The sequence below is a fragment of the Lentzea roselyniae genome, from assembly GCF_039537795.1.
Taxonomy (GTDB): Bacteria; Actinomycetota; Actinomycetes; order Mycobacteriales; family Pseudonocardiaceae; genus Lentzea; species Lentzea atacamensis.
In genome coordinates, this window is sequence record NZ_BAABBE010000024.1 from 97,307 (window position 1) to 118,111 (window position 20,805).

Annotated in this window: 24 protein-coding genes; 16 read left to right on the forward strand and 8 right to left on the reverse strand. The window is 69.4% G+C overall.

Annotated elements, in window-relative coordinates:
* Positions 1–33 precede the first annotated feature (33 nt).
* From ABFX45_RS33575 to ABFX45_RS33590, 4 genes are read left to right on the forward strand one after another with little or no spacing between them, the layout of a single operon-like run.
* Entirely contained in the window at positions 34–2,484 is a 2,451-nt protein-coding gene (locus ABFX45_RS33575; protein WP_346134383.1) for a GcvT family protein, read from the forward strand.
* Positions 2,481–2,774: a hypothetical protein gene (locus tag ABFX45_RS33580; protein WP_109637646.1), complete on the forward strand. Its 294-nt coding sequence runs from the start codon at positions 2,481–2,483 to the stop codon at positions 2,772–2,774. The genes ABFX45_RS33575 and ABFX45_RS33580 overlap by 4 nt, the downstream gene beginning before the upstream one ends.
* Before the next feature lie 18 nt (positions 2,775–2,792).
* A complete protein-coding gene (locus ABFX45_RS33585) occupies positions 2,793–3,923 on the forward strand; it encodes an aromatic ring-hydroxylating oxygenase subunit alpha (RefSeq protein WP_346134385.1) in 1,131 nt (376 codons plus the stop codon).
* 5 nt (positions 3,924–3,928) lie between these two features.
* Positions 3,929–5,620, forward strand: coding sequence for a BCCT family transporter (locus ABFX45_RS33590; RefSeq protein WP_112227978.1), 1,692 nt, complete (start codon positions 3,929–3,931; stop codon positions 5,618–5,620).
* A 22-nt stretch (positions 5,621–5,642) separates the two neighbouring features.
* Here ABFX45_RS33590 and ABFX45_RS33595 read toward each other — a convergent pair whose 3' ends face one another.
* On the reverse strand, positions 5,643–6,302 hold the full coding sequence (locus ABFX45_RS33595; RefSeq protein WP_109637651.1) for a GntR family transcriptional regulator: 660 nt from the start codon (positions 6,300–6,302) through the stop codon (positions 5,643–5,645).
* 69 nt (positions 6,303–6,371) lie between these two features.
* Here ABFX45_RS33595 and ABFX45_RS33600 point away from each other — a divergent pair, with 69 nt between their 5' ends.
* From ABFX45_RS33600 to ABFX45_RS33625, 6 genes are all read left to right on the forward strand, one after another.
* Positions 6,372–7,610 carry a sarcosine oxidase subunit beta family protein gene (locus ABFX45_RS33600; RefSeq protein ID WP_346134388.1) on the forward strand — a complete coding sequence of 413 codons (1,239 nt, stop codon included), beginning with the start codon at positions 6,372–6,374 and terminating at the stop codon, positions 7,608–7,610.
* Positions 7,611–7,622: 12 nt separating this feature from the next.
* On the forward strand, positions 7,623–7,922 hold the full coding sequence (locus ABFX45_RS33605; protein ID WP_109637653.1) for a sarcosine oxidase subunit delta: 300 nt from the start codon (positions 7,623–7,625) through the stop codon (positions 7,920–7,922).
* Complete coding sequence (locus ABFX45_RS33610) at positions 7,919–10,774, forward strand: 2Fe-2S iron-sulfur cluster-binding protein (protein WP_346134391.1); 2,856 nt, start codon at positions 7,919–7,921, stop codon at positions 10,772–10,774. Before ABFX45_RS33605 ends, ABFX45_RS33610 begins: the two co-directional genes overlap by 4 nt.
* A complete protein-coding gene (locus ABFX45_RS33615; RefSeq protein WP_346134393.1) occupies positions 10,764–11,345 on the forward strand; it encodes a sarcosine oxidase subunit gamma in 582 nt (193 codons plus the stop codon). Before ABFX45_RS33610 ends, ABFX45_RS33615 begins: the two co-directional genes overlap by 11 nt.
* A 50-nt stretch (positions 11,346–11,395) precedes the next feature.
* The gene (gene purU, locus ABFX45_RS33620; RefSeq protein ID WP_109637963.1) at positions 11,396–12,241 is read left to right on the forward strand and encodes a formyltetrahydrofolate deformylase; all 846 of its coding nucleotides are present in this window, start codon (positions 11,396–11,398) and stop codon (positions 12,239–12,241) included.
* 169 nt (positions 12,242–12,410) lie between these two features.
* Positions 12,411–12,614, forward strand: a complete 204-nt coding sequence (locus tag ABFX45_RS33625) for a hypothetical protein (RefSeq protein WP_146231595.1) — start codon at positions 12,411–12,413, stop codon at positions 12,612–12,614.
* Positions 12,615–12,689: 75 nt separating this feature from the next.
* Here ABFX45_RS33625 and ABFX45_RS33630 read toward each other — a convergent pair whose 3' ends face one another.
* Positions 12,690–13,610 carry an MBL fold metallo-hydrolase gene (locus ABFX45_RS33630; RefSeq protein WP_346134396.1) on the reverse strand — a complete coding sequence of 307 codons (921 nt, stop codon included), beginning with the start codon at positions 13,608–13,610 and terminating at the stop codon, positions 12,690–12,692.
* 289 nt (positions 13,611–13,899) lie between these two features.
* Between ABFX45_RS33630 and ABFX45_RS33635 the strand changes: the two genes are divergently transcribed.
* The gene (locus ABFX45_RS33635; protein WP_346134398.1) at positions 13,900–14,478 is read left to right on the forward strand and encodes a hypothetical protein; all 579 of its coding nucleotides are present in this window, start codon (positions 13,900–13,902) and stop codon (positions 14,476–14,478) included.
* Positions 14,479–14,491: 13 nt separating this feature from the next.
* On the opposite strand, the gene ABFX45_RS33640 is transcribed toward ABFX45_RS33635, so the two are convergent.
* Positions 14,492–14,860, reverse strand: a complete 369-nt coding sequence (locus tag ABFX45_RS33640) for a winged helix-turn-helix transcriptional regulator (protein WP_346134400.1) — start codon at positions 14,858–14,860, stop codon at positions 14,492–14,494.
* 178 nt (positions 14,861–15,038) lie between these two features.
* Here ABFX45_RS33640 and ABFX45_RS33645 point away from each other — a divergent pair, with 178 nt between their 5' ends.
* The 3 genes from ABFX45_RS33645 to ABFX45_RS33655 all read left to right on the forward strand — a co-directional run bounded on the left by ABFX45_RS33645 (position 15,039) and on the right by ABFX45_RS33655 (position 16,159).
* A complete protein-coding gene (locus ABFX45_RS33645; RefSeq protein WP_346134402.1) occupies positions 15,039–15,443 on the forward strand; it encodes a nuclear transport factor 2 family protein in 405 nt (134 codons plus the stop codon).
* Between the two features lie 78 nt (positions 15,444–15,521).
* Positions 15,522–15,665 (forward strand): hypothetical protein, encoded by a 144-nt coding sequence (locus tag ABFX45_RS33650; protein WP_346134404.1) that lies wholly within the window; start codon positions 15,522–15,524, stop codon positions 15,663–15,665.
* A 98-nt stretch (positions 15,666–15,763) separates the two neighbouring features.
* Positions 15,764–16,159, forward strand: coding sequence for a nuclear transport factor 2 family protein (locus ABFX45_RS33655; RefSeq protein ID WP_346134406.1), 396 nt, complete (start codon positions 15,764–15,766; stop codon positions 16,157–16,159).
* 20 nt (positions 16,160–16,179) lie between these two features.
* Here ABFX45_RS33655 and ABFX45_RS33660 read toward each other — a convergent pair whose 3' ends face one another.
* Positions 16,180–16,878, reverse strand: a complete 699-nt coding sequence (locus tag ABFX45_RS33660) for an MBL fold metallo-hydrolase (RefSeq protein ID WP_346134437.1) — start codon at positions 16,876–16,878, stop codon at positions 16,180–16,182.
* A gap of 39 nt (positions 16,879–16,917) precedes the next feature.
* Here ABFX45_RS33660 and ABFX45_RS33665 point away from each other — a divergent pair, with 39 nt between their 5' ends.
* Entirely contained in the window at positions 16,918–17,283 is a 366-nt protein-coding gene (locus tag ABFX45_RS33665) for a hypothetical protein (RefSeq protein WP_346134409.1), read from the forward strand.
* On the opposite strand, the gene ABFX45_RS33670 is transcribed toward ABFX45_RS33665, so the two are convergent.
* Both ABFX45_RS33670 and ABFX45_RS33675 read right to left on the reverse strand, forming a co-directional pair.
* On the reverse strand, positions 17,284–17,877 hold the full coding sequence (locus ABFX45_RS33670; protein ID WP_346134411.1) for a class I SAM-dependent methyltransferase: 594 nt from the start codon (positions 17,875–17,877) through the stop codon (positions 17,284–17,286).
* A gap of 21 nt (positions 17,878–17,898) precedes the next feature.
* On the reverse strand, positions 17,899–18,255 hold the full coding sequence (locus ABFX45_RS33675) for an ArsR/SmtB family transcription factor (RefSeq protein WP_109637686.1): 357 nt from the start codon (positions 18,253–18,255) through the stop codon (positions 17,899–17,901).
* 20 nt (positions 18,256–18,275) lie between these two features.
* On the opposite strand from ABFX45_RS33675, the gene ABFX45_RS33680 reads away from it, so the two are divergent.
* Complete coding sequence (locus tag ABFX45_RS33680; RefSeq protein WP_346134414.1) at positions 18,276–19,613, forward strand: MFS transporter; 1,338 nt, start codon at positions 18,276–18,278, stop codon at positions 19,611–19,613.
* Between the two features lie 17 nt (positions 19,614–19,630).
* Here ABFX45_RS33680 and ABFX45_RS33685 read toward each other — a convergent pair whose 3' ends face one another.
* Both ABFX45_RS33685 and ABFX45_RS33690 read right to left on the reverse strand, forming a co-directional pair.
* A complete protein-coding gene (locus tag ABFX45_RS33685) occupies positions 19,631–20,017 on the reverse strand; it encodes an SUKH-4 family immunity protein (RefSeq protein ID WP_346134416.1) in 387 nt (128 codons plus the stop codon).
* Between the two features lie 245 nt (positions 20,018–20,262).
* Entirely contained in the window at positions 20,263–20,730 is a 468-nt protein-coding gene (locus ABFX45_RS33690; protein WP_346134418.1) for a hypothetical protein, read from the reverse strand.
* Positions 20,731–20,805 lie beyond the last annotated feature (75 nt).

Below are 20,805 nucleotides of genomic sequence, written 5' to 3' on the forward strand. Positions count from 1 at the left end.
GCCACCCCACCACAGACGGCAGGAGAACCTTCCATGGCAACGCAACCACGCGTTGTGCTCATCGGAGCAGGAATCGTCGGGTGCGCGCTGGCGGACGAGCTGACCGCGCGCGGGTGGACCGACATCACCGTCCTCGAACAGGGACCGCTGTTCGCGACCGGCGGATCGAGCTCGCACGCACCCGGCCTGGTCTTCCAGACCACCGGCTGCAGGACGATGACCTCGTTCGCCAAGTACACCGTGGAGAAGTACACCGCCCTGACGATGGACGGGAAGTGGTGCTTCCAGCAGCTCGGCGGACTCGAGGTCGCCACCACCCCAGAGCGGTGGACGGACCTCAAGCGCAGGCACGGCTGGGCGACGTCGTGGGGTGTCGAGAGCTTCCTGCGCGACCCCGGCGAGTGCGCGCGGCTGCACCCGTTGCTCGACCCCGACAAGATCCTCGGCGGCTTCCACATCCCGTCCGACGGCCTCGCCAAACCGCTGCGCGCGGCCGAGGCGCAGGCCAGACGCGCGATGGAGCGCGGTGCGAGGTTCCTGGCGCACCACAAGGTCACCGGCATCGAACGCGGCGGCCGGCGTGTGCGCGCCGTCGTCACCGAGCACGACACGTTCGCCGCCGACATCGTCGTGTCCTGCGTGGGCATGTGGGGACCGCGGATCGGGCGGATGGTCGACCTCGACATCCCGCTCGTCCCGATGGCCCACCAGTACGCGAAGACCACACCGCTCAAGGTGCTCCAGGGCGTCAACGACGACCTGTCCGAGATGAGCAAGCCGTTGCTGCGGCACCAGGACGCCGATCTCTACTTCCGCGAGCACGTCGACCGCGTCGGCATCGGCGCGTACGGCCACCGGCCGATGCCGATCTCGGCGGACGACATCCTCGACTTCGACGTGGCGCCGACCATGCCGTCCGAGATCGCGTTCACACCTGAGGACTTCGAGACCTCCTGGGACGCCGCCGTCGACCTGCTGCCGGTCCTCGGCGACTCGAAGGTGGAGGAGGGCGTGAACGGCCTGTTCTCCTTCACCCCCGACGGGAACCCGCTGCTCGGTGAACACCCCGGCCTCGACGGCTTCTGGGTGGCCGAAGCCGTGTGGATCACGCATTCCGCCGGTGTGGCCAAGGCGATGGCCGAGTGGCTGGTGGACGGGCAGCCTGGCATCGACCTGCACGGCTGCGACCTCAACCGGTTCGAGGACGTGCAGCGCTCACCCGGTTACGTGCACGAGCGCAGCTGCCAGAGCTTCGTCGAGGTCTACGACATCCTGCACCCGTTGCAGCCGGCCGAGCGGCCGCGTCCGTTGCGCACCAGCCCGTTCCACGAGCGCCAGCAGGAGCTCGGCGCGGTGTTCCTGGAGGCGTCCGGCTGGGAACGGCCGCACTGGTACGAGGCCAACGCGGACCTGCCGGAGGTCGCGGAGATCCCGGGGCGCAACGAGTGGGCGTCGCGGTTCTGGTCGCCGATCGCCGGAGCCGAGGCGCTGGTGGCCCGCAAGCGGGTCGCGATGTTCGACATGACCCCGTTGAAGCGCCTGGAGGTCAGCGGCCCCGAGGCGTTGACGTTCCTGCAGACGATGACCACCAACCAGCTCGACCGCAAACCGGGGTCGGTCGTCTACACGCTCCTGCTCGACGAGGACGGGGGAGTGCGCAGCGACCTCACGATCGCCCGGCTCGGCGAGAACCGGTTCCAGGTCGGCGCGAACGGCCCGCTCGACCTCGACTGGCTGCGCAGGCACCTGCCCCCGAACGGTGGCGTGCACATCGCCGACATCACCGCGGGCACCTGCTGCATCGGCCTGTGGGGGCCTGCCGCGCGCAAGCTCCTGCAACCGTTGACCCGGGAGGACTTCTCCCACGAGGCCATGGGGTACTTCAAGGCCAAGCAGGCCTTCATCGGCGAGGTTCCGGTCACCGCGATGCGCCTGTCGTACGTCGGTGAGCTCGGCTGGGAGCTCTACACCACGGCCGACATGGGCCGCCGCCTGTGGGACACGCTCTGGGAAGCGGGTCAGCAGCACGGCGTCATCGCCGCCGGGCGCAGCGCCTTCACGAGCATGCGGCTGGAGAAGGGCTACCGCTCGTGGGGTGCGGACGTCACCACCGAGCACGACCCGTACGAGGCGGGACTCGGGTTCGCGGTCCGCATGAACAAGGGCTACTTCCACGGCCGCAAGGCGTTGGAGGGCCGTTCCGAGGACACGGTGTCGCGCAGGCTCACCTGTCTCACCATCGACGACGCCCACCAGGTCGTCATGGGCTCGGAGCCCGTGTTCGCGGGCGGGCGGCCGGTCGGGTACGTCACCAGTGCCGCGCGCGGCTACTCGATCGGCAAGAACATCGCCTACGCCTGGCTGCCCGCGAACGTCGCGGTGCCGGGAACTCCGGTCGAGATCGAGTACTTCGGCGAGCGCGTCCAGGCGGTCGTGGCCGCCGAACCGCTCTTCGACCCCGAGATGAAGCGGATCCGCTCATGACCCACGACGCGATCGTGATCGGGCTCGGGCAGACCGGCGGGGCCGCCGCCCACCGGCTCGCCGCGCGGGGACTGCGAGTCCTCGGCCTGGACAGCAAGCCGCGAACCGACCTCCCCGACGCGGACGAGGCCCTGCGCGCGGGTGCCGACCTGCGCTTCGAGGAGACCGTGATCGACTGGCACGTCGAGCCCTCGGGAACGGGTGCCCGCGTCCTGACGCGGTCGAGCACCCACTCCGCTCCGCTGCTGGTCATCTGCGCCGGCACGGACGCGCGAACCCTGCTTCTCTGACTTCACCACGGAGTGACCATGACTGCGACCGAGCTCCCGTCCAGCCTGATCCCCACCCTGCCGGGGAACACCTACACCGACCCGGCGATCTTCGAGCTGGAGCAGGAGAAGATCTTCGAGCAGATGTGGTTCTGCGCGGTCCGCGGTGCCGACCTGCCGGACGCGGGCAACTTCAGAACCGTCCAGATCGGACGCGAGAGCGTGCTCGTCACCCGCTCGCGCGACGGCTCCCTGCGCGCGTTCCTCAACATCTGCCGGCACCGCGGCGCGCGGCTGTGCGTCGAGGAGACCGGCACGGTCAAGCGCAACTTCCAGTGCCCGTACCACGCCTGGACCTACGGGCTCGACGGCAAGCTGGTGGCGGCCCCGAACCTGACGTCGATGCCGGACATCGACCGCACGGAGTACGGCCTGAAGCCGGTCCACCTCCGCGAGTGGCTCGGTTACGCGTGGCTCTGCCTCGCCGCGGAGCCGCCGTCGTTCGAGCAGACCGTCCAGCAGGACGTCCGGGAGCGGCTCGGCAACCTCGACGCGATCGGCAACTACCAGGTGAGCGAGCTCGGCCTGGGACGGCGGATCACCTACGACGTCAAGGCCAACTGGAAGCTCATCATCGAGAACTTCATGGAGTGCTACCACTGCGCGACGATCCACCCGGAGCTCACTGAGGTCCTGCCGGAGTTCGCGGGCGGGTACGCGGCGCAGTACTACGTCGGGCACGGGGCGGTGTTCGGTGACGAGATCAAGGGCTTCACCATCGACGGCGGCGAGGGCTTCGACCGGCTCGACGGCGTGGACTCCGACCAGGACCGCCGGTACTACGCGATCACGGTGCGCCCGCAGGTGTTCATCAACCTCGTGCCCGACCACGTGATCATCCACCGGATGTTCCCGATGGCCGCGGACCGGACGATCGTGGAGTGCGACTGGCTGTACGCGAAGGACGTCGTCGCGACCGGCAAGGACGTCTCGCGGTCCGTCGAACTCTTCCACCGCGTCAACGAGCAGGACTTCGAGGCGTGTGAACGGTGCCAGCCCGCGATGTCGTCGCGGGCCTACGCGCAAGGGGGTGTGCTGGTTCCCTCCGAACACCACATCGGGGAGTTCCACCGCTGGGTTCAGGAAGTCACATCGACGAAGGGGTGGTAGATGCCATGCCCGGACTGAAGTTCCTCCCCACCACGAAAACAGGCACGGACCGGGTCGTGTTCGTCCTGTCCGCCGTCGTCGCCGCCGCGTTCCTCGCCTGGGGCGTCTTCGGCACCGCGAGCCTCGGCAGCGTGTCGTCCGCCGTGCTCGGCTGGGTGATCCGCAACACCGGCTGGGCGTTCCTCACCGCGGCCACCGGTTTCGTGATCTTCGCACTGTGGCTGGCGTTCAGCCGCTACGGCCGGATCCCGCTCGGCCAGGACGGCGAACGGCCGGAGTTCCGGACGGTGTCGTGGGTCGCGATGATGTTCAGCGCGGGCATGGGCATCGGGCTGATGTTCTACGGCGTCGCGGAACCGTTGTCGCACTTCGTGAAGCCGCCACCCGGAACGGTGGAGGGCGGCACGGACGCGGCGGTCGAGACCGCGATGGCGACCTCGTTGTTCCACTGGGCGATCCACCCGTGGTCGATCTACGCGGTCGTCGGTCTCGCCATCGCCTACGGCACGTTCCGCCGCGGCCGCAAGCAGCTGATCAGCGCCGCGTTCGCCCCGCTGTTCGGCGACCGCGTGTCGGAAGGTCCGCTCGGCAGGCTGATCGACATCCTGGCGATCTTCGCGACGCTGTTCGGTTCGGCCGCGTCACTGGGTCTTGGCGCGCTGCAGATCGGCAGCGGGCTGAAGGCGGGCGGTTTCGTCGCCGACAACCCCGGTGTCGGCGTGCTCATCGGTGTCATCGCGGTGCTGACCGTCGCGTTCGTCGCGTCGGCTGTTTCCGGTGTGGCCAAGGGCATCCAGTGGTTGTCGAACATCAACATGGTGCTGGCGACCGTGCTGGCGCTCTTCCTGTTCGTGGTCGGGCCGACGGTGCTGATCCTCAACCTGGTGCCGGCGGCCATCGGTGACTACTTCCGCGAGATGGGCGAGATGATCTCCCGCTCCGGCGCGTCCGGCGGCGAGGCCATGGAGAGCTGGCTGGCGTCGTGGACGATCTTCTACTGGGCCTGGTGGATCTCGTGGACCCCGTTCGTGGGGATGTTCATCGCGCGGATCAGCCGCGGCCGGACGATCAAGCAGTTCGTCAGCGGCGTCATCCTCGTCCCGTCGGTGGTCAGCCTGATCTGGTTCACGATCATGGGTGGCACGGCCATCACGTTGCAGCGCGGTGGCACGGACCTGGCCGGCGCGGGCAACCCGGAGTCGCAGCTCTTCGCGGTGCTCGACCAGTTCCCGCTGGCGGCGGTCGCCGGTGTGGTGGTGATGGTCCTCGTGGCGATCTTCTTCGTTTCCGGCGCCGACGCCGCATCGCTCGTGATGGGCACGTTGTCGCAACGGGGCGCCATCGAACCGCGCCGCGGCCTGGTGGTGTTCTGGGGCGTCGCGACCGGTGGTGTGGCGGCGGTGATGCTGCTGGTCGGTGGCGGTGGTGCGACCGCGCTGACCGGGCTGCAGAACCTCACGATCATCGCCGCGGCACCGTTCGCGCTCGTCATGGTCGTGCTGTGCGTGGCGCTGGCCAAGGACCTGCGCAGCGACCCGATGGTGCTGCGGGAGAAACACTGTGCCGAGATCGTCGAGCAGGCCGTGGTCGCGGGCAACGAGGAGTACGACGGCGATTTCTGCCTGCAGGTGGCGCCGACGCCGGTCAAGGTCAACGGCCAGGTCGTGGAACGGGTTGCCGTCGATGAGAAGACCTGAGCGGTCCGCGGCCGGCGTGAGCTCAGATCAGGGCGCGGATGGCGCGTTCGAACCCGATGACGTGCTGGGAGGCGAGCTCGCTCGCCTTCTTGCCGTCACCCTCGATGATGGCGGTCAGCAGGGGGACGTGCTCGTCGACGTGACCGGCCATTCCGGACAGCCGCGGCAGGAACACGCACCAGATGCGCGTGGCCAGGTTGTCGTAGGAGATGAGCGTGTCCTCGAGGAACGGGTTGTGCACGCAGCGGTAGATGGCGCGGTGCACACCGACGTCGGCGCGGAGCAGTTCCGTGTTGTCGCCCGAAGGCGCCGCCGTGTCCAGCTGGGAGCGCAGCTCGGTGAGCGCGGTCCTGTCCGCGGCCGTGGCGCGTTCGGCTGCGGCTGCCGCGGCGAGGGGTTCCAGAGTCCGCCGCACCTCGGAGATGTGCGAGAGGTCGGAGATGTTCACGTCGGTCGCGAACGTGCCGCGGCGCGGGAAGGCGACGACGAGCCGTTCCTGCTCCAGCCGTTTCAACGCCTCGCGGATCGGGGTGCGGCCGACGCCGAGCTCGGTGCGCAGCCGGTCCTCGTTGATCGGTTCGCCGGGCTTGATCTCCAGCATCACCAGGCGGTCGCGCAGGACGGCGTACGCCTGCTCCGTGAGTGAGGCGGCCGCGGGCTCGTCGTTGACCCGTGTGTTCATGTGACCTACTGTACAACGAAGACTGATATACCAGTAGTCGACCAGATGACTTCGCTGGAGGCGTCGCGCATGACCAGCTCGGTTCAGCCACCCGGAGCGCACCTGCCCGAGCACCCGGACTTCCTGTGGGAGAACCCGGAACCGAAGGCCTCCTACGACGTCGTGGTGGTCGGAGGTGGAGGGCACGGCCTCGCGACCGCCTACTACCTGGCGAAGGTCCACGGCATCACGAACGTGGCGGTGCTGGAGAAGAGCTGGCTCGCCGGCGGCAACATGGCCCGCAACACCACGATCATCCGGTCCAACTACCTGTGGGACGAGAGCTCCGGCATCTACGAGCACTCGCTGAAGCTGTGGGAAGGGCTGGAGGAGGACCTCGGCTACCCGATCCTGTTCGACCAGCGCGGTGTGCTGAACCTCGCGCACAGCCTGCAGGACGTGCGCGACAGCGTCCGGCGGGTCAACGCCAACCGGCTCAACGGCATCGACGCGGAATGGGTGGATCCCGCCGGGGTCAAGGAGATCTGCCCGATCGTCAACGTCTCGCAGGACGTGCGCTACCCCGTGCTCGGGGCGACGTACCAGCCGCGCGCGGGTATCGCCAAGCACGACTACGTGGCGTGGGGCTACGCGCGGGCCGCGCACGCGATGGGCGTGGACCTGATCCAGAACTGCGAGGTCACGGGAATGGAGACGAGCGGTGGCCGGATCACCGCCGTCGAGACCTCGCGTGGTCGCATCGCCGCCGGGAAGGTCGCGTTGTGCGCGGCAGGGCACAGCTCGGTGCTCGCGAAGATGGTCGGCCTGCGGCTGCCGCTCGCCTCGCACCCGTTGCAGGCCCTGGTCTCCGAGCTGCTCGAACCGGTGCATCCGACCGTCGTCATGTCCAACGCGGTGCACGTCTACGTCTCCCAGGCGCACAAGGGAGAACTGGTGATGGGCGCCGGGATCGACAGCTACAACGGTTACGGCCAGCGGGGTTCGTTCCACATCATCGAACAGCAGATGTCGGCGGCGCTGGAGCTGTTCCCGATCTTCGCGCGCGCCCACCTGCTGCGGACGTGGGCGGGCATCGTCGACGTCAGCCCGGACGCGTCACCGATCGTCGGTCTCACGCCGGTCGGCGGGCTGTACCTGAACTGCGGCTGGGGAACCGGCGGGTTCAAGGCCACGCCCGGTGTCGGTGACTGCTTCGCGCACACCATCGCCCACGACAAGCCGCACCCGTTCAACGAGCCGTTCACCCTCGAGCGCTTCACCACCGGCGCACTCGTCGACGAGCACGGCGCCGCCGCCGTCGCGCACTAGTAGGAGCTGAGAATGCAACTCATCCCGTGCCCGTGGTGCGGCCCGCGTGAGGAAGCGGAGTTCCACTACGGCGGCCAGGCCCACGTCGCGTACCCCGAGGACCCGTCGGCGCTGACCGACGAGGAGTGGGCGCAGTACGTGTTCTTCCGGGAGAACCCGAGCGGCCCGTTCGCCGAGCGCTGGAGCCACAGCGCCGGGTGCCGGCGGTGGTTCAACGCCGTCCGCGACACCCGCACCCACGACCTGCTCGCCGTGTACCGCGTGGGCGAGCCGATGCCGGAACTCGGCGAGAAGGACCAGGTGGCGTCGTGAACTTCCGCAAGCCCACCGGTGGCGCGATCGACCGGAACACCTTGCTGCGCTTCACCTTCAACGGCCGGGCACTCACCGGCCACCCCGGTGACACGCTCGCGTCCGCGTTGCTCGCCAACGGTGTGCACGAGGTCGGCAGCAGCGTGAAGCTCGGCCGGCCGCGCGGCATCGTCGCGGCGGGGTCCGAGGACCCGACATCGCTGGTGCAGATCGAGGCACCGTTCCCCGAGCCCATGCTGCTCGCGACCACCGTCGAGCTGTACGACGGCCTGGAGGCGCGTGGTCTGGCTGGGCAGGGGCGGCTGGCTTCGCTGCCGGACCCGGCACGCTACGACGCCAAGCACGAGCACTGCGACGTGCTGGTCGTCGGCGCTGGACCGGCAGGGCTGGTGGCCGCGCTGACCGCCGCCCGCAGCGGTGCGCGCGTGGTGCTGGTGGACGAGCAGAACCAGGCCGGCGGCGCGTTGCTCGGTGTGGAGGAGTACCTGGACGACCGGCCGTCGGCGGAGTGGGTGGCCGACATCGTCGCGGAGCTCAGGAGCACGCCGGGGGTGCAGGTGCTGGAGCGCACCACGGCGTTCGGCATGTACCAGGACGGGTTCGTGCTCGCGCTGCAGAAGCGCACCGACCACCTCGGGTTCGCGGCGCCTGCTTCGGTGGCCCGGCAACGGGTCTGGCGGATCAGGACGAAGCAGACCGTGCTCGCGACCGGTGCGCACGAGCGTCCCGTGGTGTTCGCGGACAATGACCGGCCCGGGATCATGCTGGCGTCGGCCGCTCGCACGTTCCTGCACCGCTACGGCGTGCTGCCCGGCTCGCGCGCGGTCGTCTTCACCACCAACGACAGCGCTTACTGCGCGGCGATCGATCTCGCCGAGTCCGGTGTGGACGTTCCGCTGATCGTCGACGCCCGTCCAGAGGCTCCCGCCAGGCTCGCCACCGAGTGCGCCGCGCGTGGCATCGAGGTGCGCGCGGGCCACGTGGTGACAGGAACCGAGGGTGCCGGGCGCGTGACCGATGCGCACGTCGCCCCGCTCGGTGACATCAAGGGCAGAGGCGTCGCGGGCCACCCCGACACCGTCGTGTGCGACACGGTGCTGGTGTCGGGCGGCTGGAACCCGGTGGTGAACCTGTTCAGCCAGGCCCGCGGAAAGCTGCGCTACGACGCGGTTCTCGGTTCGTTCGTGCCGGGGGAGGAACTGTCCTCCGTCCGGGTCGCGGGATCCGCGACGGGCGAGCTGGACCTCACCTCGTGCGTGCGGCAGGGCCGGGAGGCCGGTGAGGCGGCCGCGATCGCGACCGGGTTCACGCCGGGTGGGCAGGTGCCGCTGCCGGTGTCCGACTCGCGGTGCACCCAGCGTTCCGGTCTGGTGTTGTGGCGCGTTCCAGGTGCCGAGGACGCCAGTTTCGTCGACCTGCAGCGGGACTCGACGGTCGCGGACGTGCTGCGTGCCACGGGTGCGGGCCTGCGGTCGCTGGAGCACATCAAGCGGTACACCACCATCGGCACCGCGCACGACCAGGGCAAGACCTCCGGCATGATCGCGGCGGGCATCGTCGCCGAGGCACTGGGCGTGGAGCTCGCCGACCAGCGGCCCACGACGTTCCGCCCGCCGTACACCTCGGTGTCGTTCGCCGCGCTGGCCGGCCGGGACCGCGGCGAGCTGCACGACCCGGTGCGCGTCACGGCGATCCACCCGTGGCACGTGGCGCGCGGAGCGTTGTTCGAGGACGTCGGCCAGTGGAAGCGGCCCTGGTACTACCCGCGACCGGGCGAGGACCTGCACGCGGCCGTGTTGCGGGAATGCCGTGCCGCGCGGGAAAGCGTCGGCCTGATGGACGGCTCGACGCTGGGCAAGATCGACGTGCAGGGCAGCGACGCCGGCAAGTTCCTGGACATGCTCTACACCAACATGATGAGCACGTTGAAGGTCGGCCGGATCCGGTACGGCGTCATGTGCGGTGTCGACGGGATGGTGATCGACGACGGCACCGTGATCAGGGTCGGCGAGGAGCGGTACCTGGTCACCACGACCACCGGCAACGCCGCGAAGATCCTCGACTGGATGGAGGAGTGGCTGCAGACGGAGTGGCCGCACCTCGACGTGCACTGCACCTCGGTCACCGAGCACTGGGCGACGATCCCGTTGGTGGGCCCGAAGTCCCGCGACGTGCTCGCCGCGGTCGCTCCCGGTCTCGACGTGTCCAACGAGGCGTTCGAGTTCATGACGTGGCGCGACACGGTCGTGGCGGGCGTTCCCGCGCGGGTGTGCCGGATCAGCTTCTCCGGCGAGCTGGCGTACGAGATCAACGTGACCGCCTGGCACGGCCTCGCCGTGTGGGAGGCGCTCATGGCGGCGGGGGAGCAGTACGGGATCACGCCGTACGGCACCGAGACCATGCACGTGCTGCGCGCCGAGAAGGGCTACCCGATCATCGGCCAGGAGACCGACGCGACGGTCACGCCGCAGGACCTGGGCATGTCGTGGGCCGTGTCGAAGAAGAAGCCCGACTTCATCGGCAAGCGTTCGTTCGCCCGCGCGGAGAACAACCGCACGGACCGCAAGCAACTGGTCGGTCTCCTTCCGGTGGATCCGACCGTGCTGCTCCCGGAGGGCTCGCAGATCGTCGAGACGGACCGGCTGCCGGAACCGCCGGTCCGGATGCTCGGCCACGTCACGTCCAGCTACCCCAGCGCGGCGCTGGGCCGCACGTTCGCCCTCGCCCTGGTGCGGTCGGGGCACGAACGCATCGGCGAGACCCTGTACGTGCCGGTCGACGACTCGCTCGTGCCGGTCACCGTCACCGATTCCGTGCTGTACGACAAGGAAGGAGCCCGCCGTGACGGCTGACCCGACCAGCCCTCTCGCCGCCTGGACCGACCGGCTGGCGGCGCTCGCGCCCGCGTTGACCGTGGCGGAGCGGCCGTTCCGCGCACAGCTCACCGTCCGCGTGTCGGACCCCTCCGCGATCGAGGCGATGGGTTCGGCGCTCGGAGTCGCCTTCCCGCCGGTTCCGTGCACCTTCACCTCCGGCTCCGGGCCGTTCGGGGACGTCGAGGTGCTGTGGCTGGGACCGGACGAGTTCCTCGTCGTGGCACCGCCAGACCTGCAGATCCCTCTGGAGGACGCGCTGCGTGCCGCACGCGGATCCGCTCGGGGATCCGTTGTGGACACTTCGGCCCAGCGCACGACCGTGGTCCTGGAAGGGGCGCACGTCCGGGACGTGCTGGCGCACGGGTGCTCCGTAAACCTGCACCCGTCTTCGGCTCCCGTCGGCACCTGTGTGCAGACGTTGCTCGCGAGGACGGGGATCATCCTGCAGGTGACCGGTGAGGACCGCTTCACCGTGCTCGTGCGGTCGTCGTTCGCCGGGTACCTCGCGGCCTGGCTGAGCGACGCCTGCGTGGAGTACCGGACGTGAGCTCACTGCATCAGTCGACCACCAGGACGACGCGAGACGAGGAGAACGCCGTGGCGCGACACTTCACCCTGACCCTGAACTGCCCGGAGCGCACGGGAATCGTCCACGCGGTGACCTCGTTCCTGGTCGACCACGGCTGCGACATCGTGGAGCACCAGCAGTTCGACGACGACGTCCGCAGCAGGCTGTTCCTGCGCACCGCGTTCACCTGCGCTTCCGCCGACGTCGACGACCTCACGCGCGAGTTCGCCGCGGTGGCGAGCGAGTTCGAAATGGACTTCGACCTCTGGGACGAGCGCCGGCCTCGCGTGCTCGTGATGGTGTCGAAGGCCGGTCACTGCCTGAACGACCTGCTCTTCCGGTGGCGGGAGGGAAGTCTCGGCGGCGAGATCGCCGCGGTGGTGTCCAACCACGAGGACCTGCGCCCCATGGCAGAAGCGGCCGGACTCGACTTCGTCCACGTGCCCAACACCGCCGACACCAAGCACATCGCCGAGCAACGCCTGCTGGAGCTCGTCGAGGAGTACCAGGCCGACCTGGTCGTCCTGGCCCGCTACATGCAGGTGCTGTCGAACGACCTGTGCGCCAAGCTCGCCGGCCGAGTCATCAACATCCACCACTCGTTCCTGCCCGGCTTCAAGGGCGCCAAGCCGTACCACCAGGCCTACGACCGCGGCGTGAAGTACGTCGGCGCCACGGCGCACTACGTCACCCCGGACCTCGACGAGGGCCCGATCATCGAACAGGAGGTGCTGCGGGTGGACCACACCTTCGACCCGCGCGCCCTCACCGCCGCCGGCCGCGACGCCGAGGCCCTCGCCCTGTCACGCGCGGTGCGCTGGCACTGCGAGCACCGCGTCCTGCTCAACGGCAACGGCACAGTCGTCTTCCGATGACCCGGATGATGTGACTGCGAACGGACGTGGCCTGGCGCGACTGGCGGACAGCGCTTTCCTTCTCCTGGTCGGTTCCGCGCCCGGCAGGTCGTGTGAGACTCGAGTGATGGGAGTTCGTCGATTTGCTGTGGGTGGTGTCCTCGTAGCCGGGTTTTCGACGTGGTCGGCGGTGTCCGGCACAACGGTGGCGTCAGCCGACCAGTTCGACTGCACGTTCTACGCGATGACGCAGGGCTACAGCGGCAAGATCGTGGACATCGGATGCGCGGATGGGGCAGAGGGGAATCTGGTCCTCTGCAAAGGATCACTGCGGATCGCCGGGATGCCCGAAGGCATCGCCGAAGAAGCCTGCCGCCGAGCCGCTCTTCGTTGAGCCGCCCCGCTCGGAGGTTCAAAGGCACGTTCAGGCTGAACGTGCCTTTGCTCAAAGAACGTCACCCACAAGGGCTCACACCGAGCAGGCCAGCGGGCCACCGTTGAAGGCGATGGCGTCGCCGAGCGCGGCGGCCACGTTGACGTCCACCCCGTCGGCGTCGGCGTAGGCGCGGTGCAGGTTGAGCACGAGCCGCTCGGCGTCCGGCAGGTCGGCGAACTCGCCGAGCCCGGTCTCCCGCGCCGCCTCCAGCGGCGTCCAGCCCTTCTCCCGCCCGATCAACGCGGTGTCGCGGACGAACTCGTAGTACCGCCGGTGCGCGGCGAGCACGCCGGCGAAGTCGGCGCCGGCCACCAGCGGGCCGTGGCCGGGCACCACGACGGCGGGCTCGAACGCGGCCAGCCAGTCCAGCGACCGCAGGGCACCGTCCAGCGATCCCATCGCGATCATCGGCGTCACGCGGTGGAACACGAGGTCGCCGGTGAACAGCACGCGCTCCTCCGGCAGCCACGCGACCGCGTCGCCGACGGTGTGCGCTGCGTAGCCGGGATGCCGCACCACGACGGGCTTTGCGCCCGCGTACAGGGTGATCTCATCGCGGAACGAGATCGTCGGCGCGCGGACGGCGTCGACTCCCCAGTCGGGCGTCGGTGACCACGCGGGCGGGGTGTTGGCGAGGATGAAGTCCTGCAGGATGCCCTGCCGGGTGTGCTCGTGCGCGACGATCGTGGTCGAGCCGGGCAGCAGCGCGTTGCCGTACACGTGGTCGCCGTGCAGGTGCGTGTTCACCGCGAGCCGGATCGGGGCGCTCCCTGTGGCCGCGTCGAGCGCGTCGAGGAAGAGCTTCGTGCGGCGGGCCGTCGCGCACGTGTCGATGAGAACGACCTCACCACCCGAGTGCACGGCGCCGGCGTTGTTGATCCACCAGGTGCCGTCCGGCTGGATCCACGCGTGGACGCCGGGCGCGAGCTCTTGCAGCTGTGGTTCCGCGGTCATGGCCAGCAATCTACTGGTCGCTGCCTGTCCCGAACGTCAGGTGCTTGGGTGTGCGCGTGCTGTTTCAGGAAGAGCTGATCGGGCGTGTTCGCGAAGTGTGCGCGGCCGATGAAGGGTTGGACGCGGCGCTGATGTACGGCTCTTTCGCCGCAGGGAGGCGGATGAGCACAGCGACATCGAGTTCTGGCTGTTCTTCACCCCGCAGAGACGCGCCGAGATCGATCCGGCGTCGTGGTGCGCCGGCATTGCGCCGATCAGCTACGGCCTGCTCAACGAGTTCGGCTCCTATGTGGCGTTCTTCCCCGGCCTCGTGCGTGGCGAGTTCCACTTCGCGACCGTGGACGAGATCGCGAGCGTGGGCGAGTGGCCGGCGCGCGGTGCCGCGGTCGAGCGGATGCTGATGGTGGATCGCAGTGGAGCGCTGGCTCCGGTGCTGCGCGGCCTGCCCGAGCGTTACGTGCCGCCGGTCGACAGCCCCGAGATCATCACGGCGTACTGCGACCCTTTCGTCAACTGGCTGGTGCTGGCGCATCATCTGGCGGCGCGGGGTGAGGATCTCCGTGCGTGGGACGCGCTCGGGCACGCCCAGCGGCATCTGCTGTGGATGGCACGCCTTGCCGAGGAGTCCACCGCGCATTGGCTGACCCCGTCGCGAGGTGCCGAGCGCGAGTTGTCCGCGGACACGGTGGCGGGGCTGAAGGCAGCCACCTCTGCCGCGTCACCGCAGGAGCTGACCGGGGCGCTGCGTGCCGCCTTGGAGCTGGGCCGCCGGCTGTGGCCCGTGATCGCCGCCCGCCACGGACGGAGTGCCCCGGACGCGCTGTTCGCCGAGCTCGACGCTGCCCTCGAGCAGCGGAGCCGCGGGTGACGCCGACGACTGTTCAGCCGCGGGCGTCGTAGGCCTCGCGTGCCGCGAGCACCTGCTCGATGTGCTCCTCCGCCCATCGTTTCAGCGCGCGCAGCGGCGTGCGCAGGGTGCGCCCCAGCGGGGTCAGTTCGTACTCGACCCTGGGCGGCACCTCGGCGTACACGTGGCGGCTGACGAGTCCGTCGCGTTCCAGGTCTCGCAACGTGTCCGTGAGCACTTTGCCGCTGATTCCGTCCACAGCGGAGCGAAGGTCGGAGAACCTAAGTCTGGCGTCGCCCAATGCGGAGACGATCATCGCTGTCCACTTGTTCGCGATGCGCGCCAGCGAGGTTCGCGACGGGCAGGTCGCTGTCAGCACGTTGAACGCGGGGTGCTCGGGCACGGCCGCACCCCCTTCTCGGTTATGTCCAGAAAGCAAGTTACTGGAATGAACTTCAGGTTCACAGAGTCAGTTCCGGCAAATGGTGACGCGCGACACAGCAGGGCTTCGGTTACGTTGAGGTAACTGGGCACCAATGGTGACTATAGGGCCACAGCAACGAACTTCGAGAGGAACTCTGATGGCTGAGTCGACCGGCCCGCTGGCTGTTGTGAGCAAGTACTTCGATGCGCTGGCCGCCAAGGACTTTCCCGCGATCGCCGGGTTGTTCGCCGATGACATCGTGTGGCATCAGCCGGGTGCCAACCAGTTCTCCGGCACGCATCGCGGCAGCACCGCGGTCGGTCAGCTGCTCGGCGGCATGATGACCGCCAGCGAGGGGACGTTCGAGCTCTCGTTGACCGGCCCGCTGATGGTCAACGGCTCGGTGGTCGCGGTGCCGATCCACTTCAGCGGGAAGCGCGAGGACGCGACGATGGGCCAGGACGGCGTCGACCTGCTGCGCGTCGAGGGCGACCGGATCGCCGAGGTGTGGCTGTTCTCCTCCGACCCGGAGTCCGAGGACGCCTTCTGGGGCGCTGCCTGAGTTGTGCGGAGCGCCGGCCGGCGGCGGAAACCCTGTCGGCCGGCGCGTCACTCGGCAGGCGCGGGTTCCGGGATCGTCATGGCCCGGTTTCCCACCACAACCTCCAAGCTGAAGGTCACCAGCTCGATGGCCGGAAAGGAGCTCACCGTCACGGTCGTCGCCGTCGAGGCAGGTCGCGCCGACGGCACGGCGGAGAGCAAGGCGGTCACCATGCGCGGGTGACCGCCCGGCAACCTCGCGCCGCGATGTGGGGAACCACTTCGCGGCGGCGGCCGACAAGCTGGCAAGGGGCACGCCGATCGCCTTGAAGGAGACGTTCGATGACCACGACCACCAGCACGACGGCGGCTGTCGCTCGGCGGTACGTCGATGCGGTGTCCACGATGGACTTCGCCGCCGTCGGCCAGCTGTTGGCGAGCGATGTCGTGTGGCACCACCCGGGAAACAGCCGGTTCTCGGGTCTTCTCGTGGGTGCTGTGACGGTCAACGAGATGATCAGCGAGCTGATGGGCGTGACCAAGGGGACGCTGGGGCTCGAGGTGGCCGGTCGCTTCATGATCAACGGTAAGCTGTTCGCAGTGCCCGTCCACTTTTCCGCGAAGCGCGATGACGCCGAGTTGTCGTTGGACGGCTTCGATGTGCTGAAGGTCCGGGGTGATCGGATCGTGGACGTGTGGGTGTTCGCCGAGGTTCAGAAGGAGCAGGACGCCTTATAGGACGCCGGTTGACGGTTCGCTCAGCTCCACTGCAGACGGTCGGAGAGTCCCGCGGCGGCGAAGGCGGCCTCGAGGTCGTCGCGGCCCTCGGTGAAGTGGGCCCAGCCCTCGTAGTGGACCGGAACCACCCGGCGAGCGCCCAGGATCTTCGTGGCCTCCGCGGCCTGGGCGCTGTCCAGCACGAGCGGCTCACCGTTGAAGAGACCGGCGAAGCGCGGCGCACCGGCGAAGAGCACGGCGGTGTCGATCGGGCCGAACCGCTCGGCGATCCGCTCGACGGCGTCGAGCGAGGCGTTGTCACCGCTGACGTAGACCGTCGGCAGGCCGTCACCGGTCAGGACGAAACCGACGACCTGGCCGCTGACCGGCTCGATGTCCTCCCGGCTGCCGGGGCCGTGGACGGCCGGTACGCCGGTCACGGTGACCGTGCCGCCGTGGGGACGGTCCAGCTGGACGGACTGCCAGTCGGCCAGCCCCTTGGCCGTGCCCCCGAGGCGCTGCCCGCCGCCGGGAGTGGTGAGCGTGAGCGGGACGTCGGCGAGCAGGGCCCGCCCGGCGTTGTCCAGGTTGTCGGCGTGCTCGTCGTGGGAAAGCAGCACCACGTCGACACGGCCCAGGTCGGCGGGTGTGACGCGGGAGTGCGCGGTCTTGGTCAGGACGCCGCCGCCGGCCGGGTAGTCGCCGGGTGCGTCAAAGGTCGGATCGGTCAGGAACCGCAGGCCGCCGTACTCGAAGAGGGCGAACCGGTCGACCCGGACATGTCGGTGAACGACCCGCGGGGACCCAGCGTCGACAGCCGGACCGCCGATCGGAAGGCCAAGGTCGCCGAGCGGCTCGCGCACCGCGGGTGCAACAGCCGCAAGGGTGCGGTCAAGGTGGTCATCGCGTGGCCGGATCGCCTGCACGTGGCCGAACCCGCGCCGCTGATCACCGTTGCCGGTCGGCTGGAACGCAAGGGAGGCCGCGAGATGGTGGCCCGTTGCCCGACGAGGCACGACGCCCAGGAAGCGGCGGAGTGGCTGGTGGACCGGTTCTCCCGGCTGGTGCCGGGGCTGCCGGTGACCGCCGGTGTCGAGGCGGGCGGCGGCCAGTTCCTCGTCGTCCTGGCCACCAGCCGTCGCTGATCAGCTCCGGCTGACGAGCAGGTAGCGCTCATCGTCGATCGGACGGCCCCACAACGCCGGGTCGTCCAGCCGTGTGACGTCGGCTTCCCGGCGAACGTCCAGCACCAGCGCCCGGCACTCGGCAGCCGTCAGGCCTGCACCCGTCGACCAGCGACCTTCGACGAGCACGAGCAGGCCGCCGGGCCTGAGGAGATCGACCCAGATCTTCAGCGCGGCAGCGGGGTCGGGAAGCGCCCAGAGCACGTGCCGCGCGAGCACCACATCACAAGACGCCGGCGCGTAAGGAGATCGGGAGGCATCGCCCTGCACGAACGCCGCGGACACCCCTGCGGCGTTCGCCTTCGCCCGCGCGGCCGCGACCATGCGTGGAGAGAGGTCGACGCCTCTGACCTCGTGCCCGGCCTGCGCCAGGAGAACCGAGAGGCTGCCGGTACCGCATCCCAGGTCGGCGACGGACGCCGAATCAGCCGGCAGCACGGGCAACAGCGTCGCCGCCCACGCCGCGCGCACTTCCGGATCGAGCAGTCCGTGATCCGGTTCCTGGTCGAAGGTCGCCGCGTGCTGGTCCCAGAAGTCGCGCACCTCGTTCGTCACGCCTGAAGTCTGCACCAGCGCTCAGTCGTGGTCCGGTGCGCCGGTGATGTGGTGATCGGCGGCGTTGACCGCTTCGAACAACAGCCGCCGGACGTGGCCACCTCGCGCCCGGTAGAGCATCCGCCTGCCTTCGCGGCGCACGGTCACCAGTCCTGTCAGCCTCAGTTTCGCGAGATGCTGAGACACCGCCGGGCGGGCGATGCCGACCTCCGAAGCCAGTGTCGTGACATCGAACTCGGCGCCGCACAGCAGCCACAACATGCGGAAACGCGTCGCGTCGGCAAGCATCCGGAACCCGTCGACGGCCGTTTCGACGTGTCTGCCAGGAGGTAGTTGTTGCCAGTCTTGCGTTGTTGCAACGTCGTCGCGTGCGTACATGAGCACATATAGTGCCACGCATGCTCGCTGTTCTGCGCAACCGGACGTATCGCCACCTGTTCGGCGCACACGTCGTGGCGCTCACCGGCACGGGTTTGGCGACCGTCGCGTTGGGGCTGCTGGCCTACGACCTGGCCGGCGCGGACGCGGGAGCGGTTCTCGGCACCGCGCTGGCGCTCAAGATGGTCGCCTACGTCAGCGTGGCACCGATCGCGGCGGCGCTGCTCGGTGCGTTGCCACGGCGGGCGGTGCTCGTCACGCTGGATCTTGTCCGCGCCGGCGTCGCGGTGATGCTGCCCTGGGTGGACCAGGTGTGGCAGATCTACGTCCTGATCTTCTTGCTGCAGGCGGCCTCGGCGGCGTTCACGCCGATCTTCCAGGCGACGATCCCGGACGTGCTGCCCGACGAACGCGAGTACACGCGGGCGGTCACCCTCTCGCGGATGGCCTACGACCTCGAGGGTCTGCTGAGCCCGTCGCTGGCCGCCGCGTTGCTGGTGCTGATGAGCTTCAACAACCTGTTCCTCGGCACGGCGATCGGCTTCGCGGCGTCTGCACTGCTCGTGGTGTCGGCGGTGGTGCCGCGCCCGGAACCGGTGAGCCGCAACGAAAGTCTGTACGCAGCGACGACTCGCGGCATCCGGATCTACCTGGCCACACCGCGCCTGCGCGGCTTGCTGGCCGTGCACCTCGCCGCCGCGTCCGCGGGTTCGATGGTGCTGGTGAACACGGTCGCCTACGTGCGCGACGTGCTCGGCCGCAGCGCTTCCGACGTCGCCGTCGCGCTCGCGTTCAACGGCATCGGCTCGTTGGTGGCCGCACTGGTGTTGCCCAAGTTGCTCGATCGCGTCACCGACCGAGCCCTGGTGCTGCGCGCCTGCGTGGCGCTGGTCGTCCTGCTGCTCACCGGGTCCACGTTCGCCTCGCTGCCTGCCGGATCGCACTGGCCCGCGCTGCTCGTGCTGTGGGCGTTGATCGGCGCCGGATGTTCATTCGCGCTGACGCCGGGTGCGCGGCTCCTGCGCCGTTCCACCGGCTCGTGCGATCGGCCGGCGTTGTTCGGGGGCGATTTCGCCCTCTCACACGCCTGTTGGCTGTTGAGTTATCCGTTGGCCGGGTGGGTGGCCAGCGTCGCGAACACGACCACGGCCTTCCTGGTTCTCGGTGGCGTGACGGCAGTTGCCGCGCTCGTCGCCTGGCGGCTGTGGCCGACACACGACCCGGACGTGATCGAGCACGAGCATCGCGACCTCGAGCCCGGTCACGACCATCTGCACGACGCGGTGCCCGCGGGCGGCGCGTGGCGGCACGCGCACACCTTCCGCATCGACGATCACCACGAACGCTGGCCGCGCTAGAGCGGTGGCGCGCTCGGTCAGAGCCGCACCTCACCGATGCAGCGGCGGATGATCCAGCGCCAGTCGGCCTCGGCGACGGCCGGGTCAGCCGCCCGGTAGTGCGCGACCAGCCGCTCCTCCACCCGGTCCAGTTCGTCGTCCGGCGTGTCCGCTGACACGTCGAACAGGGCGGTGCGAAGCCGGCAGAGGAAGGTCAGCAGCAGTTCGAGGTCGGCCGCCGCGTGTGCGGACGTGTCCGACCCGGTGGGCGCGAACCGGCACTCGCCGGTGTTGCCGTTCAAGCAGATCGAGGCGGTGTCGGTCACCGCCACCAGGTAGTCGCCGGCCAGCTCGGCCGGGGTCTGTTCGCCGGCGCGAAACTCCGCGAGGGTCTGCACGGGCCCCTCGACGCCCTCGAAGAACACGCAGCCCACCACGCTCTCGGGAAGCCGATCTCGGTCAGCACCCTGCGCGCCACCGGATCCGTCAGACCGTCCGGCAGGTCCCCGGCAGGCACGGCGGTGATGTCGTTCCCGGGAAAGGCGGCCGCCACCTGCTGGCGCTTGAGCCCTGTGCTCATGGCCCGACCAGCTCCTTCTCCGCCTCGGCAAGCCACTTCTCGAGCTGCGCGGCACGGCGTTCCATCATGCGCTTCTGCTCCGCGCTGAGATTACCGGTGGTGGCCGGGTCCATCCGTGCCAGCGTGAGCACCTCGACGCCGACCTGGGCGTTGCGGAGGACCGCGAGTGCCGCCTTGGCCTGTTCTTTGCCCCCGGTCCAGCTGCTGCGAGCCGGTGGTCGGCGTGGCAGGCCGGTCAGCCTCCCTGCCCCACATCCGGGCCTGCGCCGGAGACGCGGAGAGCAGGCCGTTCTGCTTCAGGTTGTGGTACGCCTGCTGCTGGGTGGCCGCGTCGGGTACGACGGTCGGCTTCTCCTTCTGGCCGCCCTGGTACGCCCGGCCGAAGTGCGCCGTCGCGGTCACCCGGCAGCCGGCCGCGCGCAGGTGGCGGACGAACTTCGCCACGTACTCCGCGCAGTTGAGGCAGCTGCTCGCGGACACGTCCAGTTCCAACCGGCAGTTGTACTTCACGTCCTTCGGCAGGCCGTCGAAGACGGTGAAGAACTTGGCGATCACCATCTCCTCGGCGTGTGCGCCCTCGGCGACGCCGCGACGGGGCAGCCGGGGGTTGCAACGCTCAGGTGTTCAGCCGAG

Bases quoted from the DNA above. Each gene is read 5' to 3' on its own strand.
- ABFX45_RS33630 (WP_346134396.1), bottom strand. From the start codon at position 13,610: ATGACCGCGGAACCACAGCTGCAAGAGCTCGCGCCCGGCGTCCACGCG.
- ABFX45_RS33595 (WP_109637651.1), bottom strand. From the start codon at position 6,302: ATGAACACACGGGTCAACGACGAGCCCGCGGCCGCCTCACTCACGGAG.
- ABFX45_RS33580 (WP_109637646.1), top strand. From the start codon at position 2,481: ATGACCCACGACGCGATCGTGATCGGGCTCGGGCAGACCGGCGGGGCC.
- ABFX45_RS33645 (WP_346134402.1), top strand. From the start codon at position 15,039: ATGGCTGAGTCGACCGGCCCGCTGGCTGTTGTGAGCAAGTACTTCGAT.
- ABFX45_RS33655 (WP_346134406.1), top strand. From the start codon at position 15,764: ATGACCACGACCACCAGCACGACGGCGGCTGTCGCTCGGCGGTACGTC.
- ABFX45_RS33585 (WP_346134385.1), top strand. From the start codon at position 2,793: ATGACTGCGACCGAGCTCCCGTCCAGCCTGATCCCCACCCTGCCGGGG.
- ABFX45_RS33665 (WP_346134409.1), top strand. From the start codon at position 16,918: ATGTCGGTGAACGACCCGCGGGGACCCAGCGTCGACAGCCGGACCGCC.
- ABFX45_RS33690 (WP_346134418.1), bottom strand. From the start codon at position 20,730: ATGGTGATCGCCAAGTTCTTCACCGTCTTCGACGGCCTGCCGAAGGAC.
- ABFX45_RS33650 (WP_346134404.1), top strand. From the start codon at position 15,522: ATGGCCCGGTTTCCCACCACAACCTCCAAGCTGAAGGTCACCAGCTCG.
- ABFX45_RS33605 (WP_109637653.1), top strand. From the start codon at position 7,623: ATGCAACTCATCCCGTGCCCGTGGTGCGGCCCGCGTGAGGAAGCGGAG.
- ABFX45_RS33600 (WP_346134388.1), top strand. From the start codon at position 6,372: ATGACCAGCTCGGTTCAGCCACCCGGAGCGCACCTGCCCGAGCACCCG.
- ABFX45_RS33590 (WP_112227978.1), top strand. From the start codon at position 3,929: ATGCCCGGACTGAAGTTCCTCCCCACCACGAAAACAGGCACGGACCGG.
- ABFX45_RS33680 (WP_346134414.1), top strand. From the start codon at position 18,276: ATGCTCGCTGTTCTGCGCAACCGGACGTATCGCCACCTGTTCGGCGCA.
- ABFX45_RS33675 (WP_109637686.1), bottom strand. From the start codon at position 18,255: ATGTACGCACGCGACGACGTTGCAACAACGCAAGACTGGCAACAACTA.
- ABFX45_RS33575 (WP_346134383.1), top strand. From the start codon at position 34: ATGGCAACGCAACCACGCGTTGTGCTCATCGGAGCAGGAATCGTCGGG.